The following is an 11,099-nucleotide window of genomic DNA, read 5'->3' on the forward strand; positions in this document are numbered from 1 at the left end:
CTGCGCCGCGACTGGGGCGACGCGTCGCGTACCGCGTGGGCCGCCTATGCGCTCGGCGTCGTGCTGTTTGCCGGGCTGCTGATCGCCGCGGCCGGCAACCTGACGCTCGGCCTGATCGTCGCGGGCGGCTTCGCCGGTGCGCTGGTCGGCTTTGCGCTGATCGCGCGGCTCGCGCTGTTCGCGGCCGCGCACGCGGTGCGCAACGCGCGTGTGAGCGCGGGCGTCGGCTGGCGCTATGCGCTCGCGTCGCTGCACCGGCGCGGAACCGCGAGCGCGCTGCAGATCACCGCACTCGCGCTCGGGCTGATGTGCCTCTTGCTGATCGCGATCACGCGCAACGATCTGGTCGCCGGCTGGCGCGCGTCGATGCCGCCCGATGCGCCGAACCAGTTTCTGATCGACATCCAGCCCGACCAGCGCGACGACGTCGCGGCCTATCTCGCCGCGCACGGCGTGCGCGACGCGGTGCCGGCGCCGATGGTGCGCGGCCGGCTCGTCGCGATCAACGGCAAGCCGGTGAACCCCGACGCCTATCGGTCCGACGAAGCACGCCGGCTCGTCGATCGCGAGTTCAACCTGTCGTATACGACCGTGCTGCCGTCCGACAACCGGATCGTCGAAGGCGACTGGTTCGGCAGCGCGTCGACGCCGCAGATTTCGATCGAGGCCGGCCTCGCGAAGACGCTGAACGTGAAGCGCGGCGACGTGCTGCGCTTCGACGTGACGGGCCTGACCGTCGATGCGCCGGTCACGAGCGTGCGCAAGCTCGACTGGGGCACGTTCCGCGTCAACTTCTTCGTGCTGATGCCGCCCGCGGTGCTGAAGGATTTCCCGACCGTCTATCTGACGAGCTTCCATCTGCCGGCGTCCGACGCGGCGTTGCTGGACCCGCTGATCGCACGCTATCCGAACCTGACCGCGATCGACGTCGCGCCGATCCTCGCGCAGCTGCAGCGCATGATGCTGCAGGTGGTCGGCGCGGTGCAGTTCCTGTTCGCGTTCACGCTCGCGGCCGGCGTGCTCGTGCTGTACACCGCGCTTGCCGGCTCGCGCGACGAACGTGTGCGCGAGGCCGCGCTGCTGCGCGCGCTCGGCGCGTCGCGCGCGCAGGTCAACGCGGTGCAGCGCGCGGAGTTCGTGGTCGTCGGCGCGCTCGCCGGCGTGCTCGCAGCGGCCGGCGCGATCGCGGTCGGCTGGGTGCTCGCGTCGCGCGTGTTCGACTTCCAGCTCGCCGTCGATCCGTGGCTCGTGCCGGCCGGCATCGCGGCCGGCGTCGCATGCGCCGGTGCGGCCGGCTGGCTGAGCCTGCATAATGTGCTGCGGCGCCCCGCGCTGCAGTCGCTGCGCGACGCGTGAGCGTGGCCGGCGGCTTCCGACGATCCTGATTCAGACTATCCGTATGACCGATGTGAATGACGATGCGCCGTCGCAGCCGACGGCGTTCGAGCTCGTGGGCGGCGAAGCCCGCGTGCGCGAAATGGTGGACCGCTTCTACGACCTGATGGACCTCGAGCCCGAGTTCGCGCAGATCCGCGCGCTGCATCCGGCATCGCTCGACGGCTCGCGCGACAAGCTGTTCTGGTTCCTGTGCGGCTGGCTCGGCGGGCCCGACCACTACATCAGCCGGTTCGGCCATCCGCGGCTGCGCGCGCGCCATCTGCCGTTCCCGATCGCGTCGGTCGAGCGCGACCAGTGGCTGCGCTGCATGGCGTGGGCCATGGAGGACGTCGGGCTGCCCGAGCCGCTGCGCGAGCGGCTCATGCATTCGTTCTACGACACGGCCGACTGGATGCGCAACCGGCCCGGTTGATCGACCGGTACGCCGCCGTTCTCGCGTGCGGCGATCGGCGCTGGGCCGAGGCGCGCCGCGGCGCGACACTGTCCGCTTTCCCTTCGATACGAGATCTGCCCGATGACGACACAAGCGCTATTTCGCGACGACGCCTATCTTGCGCACTGCGAGGCGATCGTCGAGGCCGTCGGCGACGACGGCATCCGGCTCGACCGCACGGTGTTCTATCCGCTCGGCGGCGGCCAGGCCGGCGACGCCGGCACGTTGACGCTGCCGGACGGCGGCACGATCGCGATCGCCGACACGCGCAAGGCGAAGTTCGACGGCGCGACGCCCGACGATGCGGTGCACGTGCCCGCGCCGGGGCAGGACGCAGATGTCGCGGCGCTCGCGCCGGGCACGCGCGTGGTCGCGACGATCGACTGGGTGCGCCGCTACCGACACATGCGGCTGCATACGGCCGCGCATCTGATGTGCGCGGTGCTGCCGTACGCGGTCGACGGCTGCAGCGTGACGGCCGACTACGTGCGGCTGGACTTCGCGACGTCCGATGCGATCGATCGCGACGACGTCGAGCGGCGCCTCGCGGAGCTCGTCCGTGGCGCGCATCCGGTCACGACCGAATGGATCACCGACGAAGAGATGGCTGCGCGGCCGGAACTCGTGCGCACGATGAGCGTGAAGCCGCCGATGGGGCTTGGCCGCGTGCGGCTGCTGCGCATCGACGGTGTCGATCTGCAGCCGTGCGGCGGCACGCACGTGCGCAACACGTCGGAGATCGGCGCACTGCGCGTTGCGAAACTGGAAAAGAAGAGTGCGCGCACGCGGCGCCTAGTGCTGGAGTTCGCATGACGCGCGACGCAGCGGCGAACGACACGGCGGCACTCGATCCGCGCGCGCGCGAGGTGCTCGACTTCTGGTTCGGCGAGCCGGGCTCGGCCGAATTCGGCCACGCGCGCAAGATCTGGTTCAAGGGCGGCGCGGCGTTCGACGACGTGCTGCGTGCGCGCTTCGGCGCGCTGCACGATGCCGCCTGCGAAGGCGCGTGCGATCACTGGGCCGCGACGCCGCTCGGCGCGCTCGCGCTGATCATCGTGCTCGATCAGTTCTCGCGCAACATGCATCGCGGCACACCGCACGCGTTCGCGGCCGACAAGAAGGCGCTCGCGCTCGCGCGCCGGGTCGTGTCGGCAGGGTGGGATGCGCAGTTGCCGAGCGGCCATCATCGCGCGTTCGCGTATCTGCCGTTCGAGCACGACGAGGCAGACGAGAGTCAGCGCGAGGCCGTGCGGCTATGCGCGGGCATCCGCGACGAGGCCGGCTGCGCCGGCTATCACGACTTCGCGCTGCGGCATGCGGCCGTGATCGCGCGGTTCGGGCGCTTTCCGCATCGGAACGCGATTCTCGGCCGCGCGTCGACCGACGAAGAGGCGGCGTTTCTGCGGCAGCCCGGTTCGTCGTTCTGATGGCCGGCGGCGCCGGCGGCGATCACGGCTCGTACTGCTCCTCGGGCGTGCGCACGTAGACGCGCAGCAACTCGGCGTCATCGCCGGGCCGCGCGCCGGACCAGAACAGTTTCCATTCGCTGCCGGGCGCCGGATCGACGGCCCGCACGCCCTGCACGATCATCCACGTGCAGCGCGTCGCCTTCGCGTCGTCGGTCGGGATGTGCTCGATGCCGGAGAAGTAATAGAGCATCGGCGCTTCCGATTCGCCGAGCCCGTGCAGGCTCGCCATGCAGTCGCCGTCGTTCCATTCGAGCGCGAGATGCGCGTTCAGATCGTCGAACACCGACCGGTAGCTCTTCGCGACGTCGAGCCACGGCAGCAGCAGCGTATAGACGAGCCCCCACGCGACGAGCGCACCGGCGGCCCACGACAGCACGCCGCGCCAGCGGCCGGTCGCGCGCAGCAGCGGCAGGACCGACAGCCAGCCGAGCGTCAGCGCGAGCGCGCCGGCGACGAGCGCGGGCTCGACCGGGATCGTCCAGTCGAGCGGCAGCCAGCGGCCGAGCGGCGCGAGCCGTTCGCGCGACGCGGACGAATCGGCCATGATCGACCAGATCGCCCACGCGAGCCCGACCACGGTGCCGAACAGCACGCGGCTCAGATAGTCCCACGCGGTATGCAGCCGGTACGGCAGCCGCTCGACGGCCAGCGCGGCGACCAGCGCGAGCGGCGCACAGAACGGCAGGATATAGAGCTGGCGCGATGTCGCGGAGATCTGCAGCACCGTGAGGCCGATGCCGGCGAACAGCAGCGGCAGCGCGATGCGCGGCGCGCGCCAGTCGCGCCATGCGCCGCGCGCGACGGCCACGAGCGCGAGCGGCGCGACCGGGAAGCCGACCGTCAGGAAGGCGCGCACGATGAAGAGCGGCTTGTCGTTTTCCGCCCCGAGCTCGGGCACCGAGAAGCCGAAGAAGCGGCCGACGTTGTTGTCCCAGAACCAGGCGGCGAACAGCGTCTCGGAGCGCATCAGCAGCGCGGTCGGCCACACGAGCGCGAACGGCGCGAACACGATCGCGGCCACGCCGAGCGCACGTGCGAACGCGCGCGACCGGCAGGCAGGGTAGAGCGCGAGCACTGCGACGAGCGTCGCGCCGAACACGAGCGGCACGAACAGCCCCTTCGCCATCAGCGCGATGCCGACGCCCGCGCCGAACAACGGCGCGGCCCAGCGGTTCGCGGGCCGCGCAGGCAGTCCATGCCGAACGAGGCGCGCGTCGGCGGTATGTGCGATCACGAGTTCGAGCAGTCCGCAGAAGCCCATCGCGGTGCCGGCCAGCAGCGCGACGTCGGTCATCATGTCGTGGACGTGCTTGATCACGACGAGCGTGCTCGCGCAGAGCGCGACCGTGCCGATCACGCGCAGGTCGAATACGCTGTCCGCGCGATGGGCGAGGCGCGCCGCGCGCGCGACGAATGCGAACGCGAGCGCGACGAACAGCGCACTCGCGAGCCGCGCCGCATCGTGCAGCGGCATCACGCGCTGCAGCAGCCACGCGAGGCTCGTCGCGACCCACGCGTAGAGCGGCGGCTTTTCCATGAACGGCTGGCCCGCATTGGTCGGCACGACGAGATCGCCGGTCTCCAGCATGTGCTGGATGATGCCGAATGTATAGGTCTCGTCCTGCTTCCACGGGTCGTGGCCGAGCACGCCCGGCAGCGCGTACGCACAGAACACGATCGCGGCCAGCAGCCAAGCGCGCCAGCCGAGCCGCGCGAGGCTGCCGCTGCGCACCGCATCGGTCGTGGCGTGTGCGGTCGCGGCGCCGGCGTCGTGCGTGTCGGCGAGGTCGGCGCCGGCGGTGCCGGCCGAACGGACGTGCTGAGCCGGGGCGGACACGGACGTGCGTCGCCGGCTGGACGTGGCGGTTCCAGACATGGAAAAGGATCTCGGGTCGATCGTGCCGGTCCTGCAGCGGACGGGGACCGGCAAAGGGCCGCATCGGTGCGGCGAAGGACGGACGGCGCGGCCGTCTGTCTGACTGGCCGCTAGTAGAGCACGAAATTGTTACGGATGTTTACAGGAACTGTCACGGAATTGTGGAGATTTGTGGTGTCGTGACGGATCCGGGCCGCAACGCACGGCGCGGTTATCGGGCGCGGTACGGCGGGCAAGCGCGCCTACCGGCCGCCGCCGACGTCGAGCAGTGTGCCGGTCGTGTACGACGCGGCGTCGCTGAGCAGCCAGACGATCGCTTCGGCGACTTCATGCGCCTCGCCGGCGCGCCCGAGCGGCGATTGCGCGCCGAGGCGCGCGGCGCGGCCGGGCTGGCCGCCGCTCGCGTGGATGTCGGTCTCGATCAGGCCCGGACGCACCGCATTGACGCGCACGCCGTGCGGGCCGAGTTCCTTCGCGAGGCCGACGGTCAGCGTGTCGACGGCGCCTTTCGAGCCAGCGTAGTCGACGTATTCGTTCGGCGAACCGAGCCGCGCGGCGATCGACGACACGTTGACGATCGCGCCGCCGCGGCCGCCGCGATCGGTCGACAGGCGGCGCGCGGCTTCGCGCGCGCACAGATACGCCCCGAGCACGTTCGTGTCGAACATCCGCGTGAGCCGGTCGAGCGGCATGTCGGCGAGCGGCATCGACGGCGCGACGATGCCTGCATTGTTGACGAGCGCGTCGAGCCGGCCGAACGCGGCCGCGACCGCGTCGAACATCGCGACGACATCGGCTTCGTTCGCGACGTCGCCGGCGACCACGCACGCGCGTCCGCCCGCATCGCGCACGGCCTGCGCGGTGTGTTCGGCCGCTGCCGCGTCGCGCGCATAGTTGATGCCGACGTCCCAGCCGCGTGCGGCCGCGAGCACGGCCGTCGCGCGGCCGATTCCGCGGCTCGCGCCGGTGATGAGAACGGCCTTGCGGTCGGACGGTGCGGTCATCGCGTGCGGCTCCGGGCGGAACGGGTTATTTCGCGGCGTCCTGCGGCCACTTGTCGCGGGCGGGCGGCTGATAGCGGCGCAGCCGGTCGATCAGCCCGGCCGGCTGGGAGTCGATGCAGAGCGCGTCGAAATAGGTCGCACGCATGAAGCCTTCGTCGACCGTATGGCGCAGCAGCGCGATCAGCGGATCGTAGAACGAATCGATGTTGTACAGCGCGACCGGCTTGCGGTGATAGCCGAGCTGCGCCCACGTATAGACCTCGAAGAACTCCTCGAGCGTACCGGCGCCGCCCGGCATCGCGACGAACGCATCGGCGAGGTCGGCCATCATCTTCTTGCGGTGGTGCATGTCGGGCACGACGTGCAGCTCGGACAGCCCCGTGTGGCCGACTTCCTTGTCGACGAGCAGTTCCGGAATCACGCCGACCGCACGGCCGCCGGCCGCCATCACTTCGTCGGCGATCACGCCCATCAGCCCCACGCGGCCGCCGCCGTAGACGAGCGTGAGGCCCGCGTCGACGAGCGCGCGGCCGAATGCGCGTGCCGCTTCGGTATAGACGGGACGCGCGCCGGGCGCGGACCCGCAGTAAACGCAGACGGCCTTCATTGCTTCGTGTCCTTCGCGGCCGCCGCCGCACGGGGCGAACCGTCGCGCGGCGGCAGGTAGTCGGTGAATTCGCGCTTCGGCAGCTTGCCGGACACGAGATCGTCGAACAGCTGGCGCGAGCGCCCGCGCAGATACGGCGCCATCACCGAGATCACATGCATGCTGACCTGGTGCAGCTCCTCGCGGATCGCGTCCTGGTCGTTGTACTTGCGCGGATGCATGACGTACTGATACGACAGCCAGTACGTCGAGATTACGGCCATGTTGGTTGCGATCACTTCGATTTCGGCGGGCGTCGCGACCATCTCCGCATCGGACACGAGCAGTTCGCACATCTCGCGCGCGAAGCGCACCTTGTGGCTGATGATCTGCTTGAAGTGCGTCTCGAGCGTGCGGTTGCGGGCGAGCAGGTCGTTCAGGTCGCGATACAGGAACCGGTAGGTCCACATGAAATCGGCCATGTACTGCAGATACGACCAGGTTTCGTCGATCGTCGGACGGTGATCTTCGGGGAAGCGCAGACGCCGTTCGATCTGCTGCTCGAACTGCGCGAAGATGCTGTTGATGATGTCGTCCTTGTTGCGGAAATGGTAGTACAGGTTGCCTGGACTGATTTCCATTTCCTCGGCGATCGTCGTCGTCGTGACGTTCGGTTCGCCGATCTCGTTGAAGAGTTTCAACGACAACTCGAGAATCCGTTCGCGGGTGCGGCGGGGAGGTTTCGCTTCCATGTCGTCCGGCCCTGTGTGTGCCGGACTGGCGGGCGCTGCAGATGCTGCGGATTCGTCCGGCGCGGGTTGCTGTGCTCAATCTAGCGGACGATTATAAACCGGGGTTTCGCGACACCGCGCGCATTTCGTGATTCGGTGCGCAGCGCGCGGATGGTGCAGCGCCGCACGCGCAGGGTGCGCAGGTGCGTGCCTAGAAGCCGAGCCAGCGCGCGACGACCGGCCCGAGCACGAAGCCCCACGTCGTCACGCAGGCGAACAGCGCGACCGTCACGGCCGCGCTGCCGAGGTCCTTCGCGCGTTTGGACAGCTCGTGGCGCTCGAGCGAGATGCGATCGATCGCGGCTTCGACGCTCGAATTCAGCAGCTCGACGATCAGCACGAGCAGCACCGAGCCGATCAGCAGCGCGCGCGACGCGGCTGGCACCGGTGCGAATGCACCGATCGGCAGCATCAGTGCCGCCAGCGTGAGCTCCTGACGAAACGCGCTTTCTTCGCGGATCGCGACGCGAAAGCCATTCAGCGAATGCTTGAGCGCGTACCACGCGCGCGTGATCCCGCGGTGGCGCTTGTACGGATTCGGCGGCAGCGGCGACAGCGGATCGTCGGGCCCGAGCGGTTCGTGCGCATGCGCGTCCGTGTCGGCATGCGCGTCGTCCTCGTCGAACGGCCCGTGCCGCGTCGGCATGGCGGCGGGCAGCGCGGTCTTGTCGTGCAGATCTCGTTTCAAACGGCGGCACCTTCGGCAGGCGAGTACGCGGTCTTCGGCAGCGGCTTCAGGTGCGACGCGAACTGCTCGGACGCCGCGCGCCAAGAGAAGCGCTCGGCCCACGCACGCGCGGTCGAGCGCTCGATCTTCAGCGCTTCGAGGCAGGCTTCCTGCAGATCCTCGTGCATCGCGCCGGCGCCGCCGTCGCCGAGCACGTCGATCGGGCCCGTCACCGGATAGGCGGCGACCGGCGTGCCGCAGGCGAGCGCCTCGAGCAGCACGAGGCCGAACGTGTCGGTGCGACTCGGGAACACGAACACGTCGGCCGCAGCATACACCTTCGCGAGCTCGGCCTGCGACAACACGCCGAGATAGTTCGCCTCCGGATAGCGCGACTTCAGCTCGGCGAGCGCCGGACCTTCGCCCGCGACCCACTTCGAGCCCGGCAGATCGAGACGCAGGAACGCCTCGACGTTCTTCTCGATCGCGACGCGCCCGACGTACAGGAAGATCGGCCGCGCGGTATTGAGCACCTTCGACTCCATCGGCCGGAAGATGTCGAGGTCGACGCCGCGCGTCCACAGCACGACGTTCGTGAACCCGTACTTTTCGAGATCCTGCCGAACCACGGGCGTCGGCGCCATCCCCGCGAGCGACGGGCCGTGGAACCACCGCAGGAAGCGGTAGGTCGCCGCGAGCGGAATTCCGAAACGCGCCTGCACGTATTCGGGAAAGCGCGTGTGATAGGCGGTCGTGAACGGCAGCTTGCGTGCGCGCGCGTAACGGCGCGCGGCGAGGCCGAGCGGGCCTTCGGTCGCGATGTGCAGTGCGTCCGGTGCGAACGCGTCGATCCGTTCGCGCAGCTTGCGATACGGCAGGATCGACAGGCGGATTTCGGGATAGGTCGGGCAGGGCACCGTGCGGAATTCGAGCGGCGTCAGCAGTTCGACGCGGTGGCCGAGCGCGGTGAGCTCGCGCGACGTGCTCTTCAGCGTGCGCACGACGCCGTTGACCTGCGGTTCCCACGCGTCGGTGACGATCATGATCTTCATCGCGGCATGTGTCCTGTAAGAGGTGGAGGTCAGGCCGCGGCGCGCGTCTTGCGCGCCGGGGCGGCGGACGGTGCGGTGCGCATCACCGTCCAGTAGACGATCTTCAGTTCGCCTTCCAGCGTTTCGACGAGCGCGGACAGGCTTTCGACCCAGTCGCCGTCGTTGCAATACAGCACGCCGTCGATGTCGCGGATCTCGGCCTTGTGGATGTGTCCGCACACGACGCCGTCGCATCCGCGCCGGCGCGCTTCGTCGGTCATCACGCTCTCGAACTGCGAGATGAAGTTGACCGCGTTCTTGACCTGATGCTTCAGGTACTGCGACAGCGACCAGTACTGGAAGCCGAGCCGGCTGCGGATCCGGTTGAACCAGCGGTTCAGCACGAGGATCAGCGTGTAGAGCGTGTCGCCGAGATATGCGAGCCATTTCGCGTGCTGGATCACGCCGTCGAACAGGTCGCCGTGCACGATCCACAAACGTTTGCCTGCGAGCGTCGTATGGAACGCTTCGCCGCGCACCTGGATGTCGCCGAACGCGAGGTCGCAGAACTGCCGCGCGCCCTCGTCGTGATTGCCGGGGATGTAGACGACCTGCGTGCCCTTGCGCGCCTTGCGCAGGATCTTCTGCACGACGTCGTTGTGCGCCTGCGGCCAGTACCAGCCCTTCTTCAGTTGCCAGCCGTCGATGATGTCGCCGACCAGATACAGGTATTCCGACTCGTTGTGGCGCAGGAAGTCGAGCAGGTACGACGCCTGGCAGCCGCTCGAGCCGAGATGGATGTCGGACAGCCAGATCGTGCGGTAGCGGTGCGCGGGCGGCGCCGGATCGTCGTGTCGCGAGACGGGCTCCGCGGGCGCCGCGTCGCGCGACGGCGTGTCGGTCGCGGCGGCGCCGGACAGGAACGCGGTGGCGGCGCGGGCGCCGAAAGGGTGACGGAACAGGGAGGTCGCGGACGTTTTCTGGCCCATGCATGACTCGCGCCGGTTGACATGACAGGCATTGCGCCATGCGGGCGTGACTGCGCCATGACAGTCACAAGACGTTCTTATTACGTGCCGCGCGGTGTGTTTAGCAGTGAATGTCGCGCTGTTGCGCGGCGCGCGTTGGACGTGGGCGAGGCCGGCGCGGCCAGGCAGGCCGGCGTTTTCGTCGGACGGATGAGCGCGGCGCGAACGATATCGCGCGCAGCGTCAGCGCGGCATCGCGACGATGCGCGTGCGCGCGAGCCGGTCGTGCGGAAACTGGCGATCCGCGTGCAGCCGGGCCGCGCCGGCCCAGACGACGATCCACGCGGCCGCGAGCGCGAGCGTGACGGGCACGGACAGCCCGAGCAGCGGGTGCAGCGCGAGCGGCGGCAGGAACCACAGCCAGCCGAGCGCATAGCGGACGATCGCGTGACCCGCGCTCAGCGGCCGGCCGTTCGCGGCTTCGAGCCGCAGCCGCCAGGTCTTCATCGGCAGCGTCTGGCCGCCGTGCGTCCAGAACCAGACGAAATACGCGCCGACGACGAGCGCGATCCAGGCGGCAAGCAGGTTGTGATGGACGAGGCCGTTGCGTTGCTGCGTCGCCAGGCCGAACGCGAGGCCCGCGAAGAATACGACGCCGAACAGCAGCACGGCCTCGTAGAGCATCGCGGCGAGCCGCCGGCGGACGGACGGCACGGCGGCCGCGGCGGGAAGGGCGGACGTGTCGGCCACGGCCGCTCAGGAGCCTTTGAAGAGCGACGGCGCGTCCGCCGGCGACACCGGCGTCACGGTCGCGGGGACGGACGTCGTACCGGCGCCGGACGACGCGACGGCCGGCGGCGTCGCGGTGCCGGCCGA

At 69.5% G+C, this 11,099-nt stretch carries 12 protein-coding genes; 4 read left to right on the forward strand and 8 right to left on the reverse strand.

Annotation, left to right across the window (positions count from 1 at the left end):
- The 4 genes from HMPREF3115_RS04945 to HMPREF3115_RS04960 all read left to right on the forward strand — a co-directional run.
- Positions 1 to 1,356: ABC transporter permease (locus tag HMPREF3115_RS04945; protein WP_141751642.1), on the forward strand; the 1,356-nt coding region annotated here is incomplete at its 5' end.
- A 43-nt stretch (positions 1,357 to 1,399) separates the two neighbouring features.
- Positions 1,400 to 1,810, forward strand: a complete 411-nt coding sequence (locus HMPREF3115_RS04950; RefSeq protein WP_006398765.1) for a group II truncated hemoglobin — start codon at positions 1,400 to 1,402, stop codon at positions 1,808 to 1,810.
- A 102-nt stretch (positions 1,811 to 1,912) separates the two neighbouring features.
- Positions 1,913 to 2,644 (forward strand): alanyl-tRNA editing protein, encoded by a 732-nt coding sequence (locus tag HMPREF3115_RS04955; protein WP_006411032.1) that lies wholly within the window; start codon positions 1,913 to 1,915, stop codon positions 2,642 to 2,644.
- A complete protein-coding gene (locus HMPREF3115_RS04960) occupies positions 2,641 to 3,258 on the forward strand; it encodes a DUF924 family protein (RefSeq protein WP_070553583.1) in 618 nt (205 codons plus the stop codon). The genes HMPREF3115_RS04955 and HMPREF3115_RS04960 overlap by 4 nt, the downstream gene beginning before the upstream one ends.
- A 22-nt stretch (positions 3,259 to 3,280) precedes the next feature.
- Here HMPREF3115_RS04960 and HMPREF3115_RS04965 read toward each other — a convergent pair whose 3' ends face one another.
- The 8 genes from HMPREF3115_RS04965 to HMPREF3115_RS05000 form a co-directional block, all read right to left on the reverse strand.
- Positions 3,281 to 5,176: an ArnT family glycosyltransferase gene (locus HMPREF3115_RS04965; RefSeq protein ID WP_070553584.1), complete on the reverse strand. Its 1,896-nt coding sequence runs from the start codon at positions 5,174 to 5,176 to the stop codon at positions 3,281 to 3,283.
- A 242-nt stretch (positions 5,177 to 5,418) separates the two neighbouring features.
- Positions 5,419 to 6,180 carry an SDR family oxidoreductase gene (locus HMPREF3115_RS04970; protein WP_006405584.1) on the reverse strand — a complete coding sequence of 254 codons (762 nt, stop codon included), beginning with the start codon at positions 6,178 to 6,180 and terminating at the stop codon, positions 5,419 to 5,421.
- A gap of 25 nt (positions 6,181 to 6,205) precedes the next feature.
- The gene (locus HMPREF3115_RS04975; protein WP_070553586.1) at positions 6,206 to 6,787 is read right to left on the reverse strand and encodes an LOG family protein; all 582 of its coding nucleotides are present in this window, start codon (positions 6,785 to 6,787) and stop codon (positions 6,206 to 6,208) included.
- Positions 6,784 to 7,518, reverse strand: coding sequence for a TetR/AcrR family transcriptional regulator (locus tag HMPREF3115_RS04980; protein WP_006411041.1), 735 nt, complete (start codon positions 7,516 to 7,518; stop codon positions 6,784 to 6,786). Before HMPREF3115_RS04980 ends, HMPREF3115_RS04975 begins: the two co-directional genes overlap by 4 nt.
- Positions 7,519 to 7,708: 190 nt before the next feature.
- The gene (locus HMPREF3115_RS04985; protein ID WP_006398773.1) at positions 7,709 to 8,245 is read right to left on the reverse strand and encodes a diacylglycerol kinase; all 537 of its coding nucleotides are present in this window, start codon (positions 8,243 to 8,245) and stop codon (positions 7,709 to 7,711) included.
- Positions 8,242 to 9,276, reverse strand: coding sequence for a glycosyltransferase family 4 protein (locus HMPREF3115_RS04990; protein ID WP_070553587.1), 1,035 nt, complete (start codon positions 9,274 to 9,276; stop codon positions 8,242 to 8,244). Before HMPREF3115_RS04990 ends, HMPREF3115_RS04985 begins: the two co-directional genes overlap by 4 nt.
- A 29-nt stretch (positions 9,277 to 9,305) precedes the next feature.
- Positions 9,306 to 10,244: a UDP-2,3-diacylglucosamine diphosphatase gene (locus HMPREF3115_RS04995; protein ID WP_006411031.1), complete on the reverse strand. Its 939-nt coding sequence runs from the start codon at positions 10,242 to 10,244 to the stop codon at positions 9,306 to 9,308.
- A gap of 222 nt (positions 10,245 to 10,466) precedes the next feature.
- Positions 10,467 to 10,973 (reverse strand): RDD family protein, encoded by a 507-nt coding sequence (locus HMPREF3115_RS05000; protein ID WP_006398776.1) that lies wholly within the window; start codon positions 10,971 to 10,973, stop codon positions 10,467 to 10,469.
- Positions 10,974 to 11,099: the final 126 nt, after the last annotated feature.

It is taken from the genome of Burkholderia sp. HMSC10F09, assembly GCF_001806955.1.
GTDB classification, from domain to species: domain Bacteria; phylum Pseudomonadota; class Gammaproteobacteria; order Burkholderiales; family Burkholderiaceae; genus Burkholderia; species Burkholderia multivorans.

Bases quoted from the DNA above. Each gene is read 5' to 3' on its own strand.
- HMPREF3115_RS04960 (WP_070553583.1), top strand. From the start codon at position 2,641: ATGACGCGCGACGCAGCGGCGAACGACACGGCGGCACTCGATCCGCGC.
- HMPREF3115_RS04965 (WP_070553584.1), bottom strand. From the start codon at position 5,176: ATGTCTGGAACCGCCACGTCCAGCCGGCGACGCACGTCCGTGTCCGCC.
- HMPREF3115_RS04970 (WP_006405584.1), bottom strand. From the start codon at position 6,180: ATGACCGCACCGTCCGACCGCAAGGCCGTTCTCATCACCGGCGCGAGC.
- HMPREF3115_RS04980 (WP_006411041.1), bottom strand. From the start codon at position 7,518: ATGGAAGCGAAACCTCCCCGCCGCACCCGCGAACGGATTCTCGAGTTG.
- HMPREF3115_RS04950 (WP_006398765.1), top strand. From the start codon at position 1,400: ATGACCGATGTGAATGACGATGCGCCGTCGCAGCCGACGGCGTTCGAG.
- HMPREF3115_RS04975 (WP_070553586.1), bottom strand. From the start codon at position 6,787: ATGAAGGCCGTCTGCGTTTACTGCGGGTCCGCGCCCGGCGCGCGTCCC.
- HMPREF3115_RS04955 (WP_006411032.1), top strand. From the start codon at position 1,913: ATGACGACACAAGCGCTATTTCGCGACGACGCCTATCTTGCGCACTGC.
- HMPREF3115_RS04990 (WP_070553587.1), bottom strand. From the start codon at position 9,276: ATGAAGATCATGATCGTCACCGACGCGTGGGAACCGCAGGTCAACGGC.
- HMPREF3115_RS04995 (WP_006411031.1), bottom strand. From the start codon at position 10,244: ATGGGCCAGAAAACGTCCGCGACCTCCCTGTTCCGTCACCCTTTCGGC.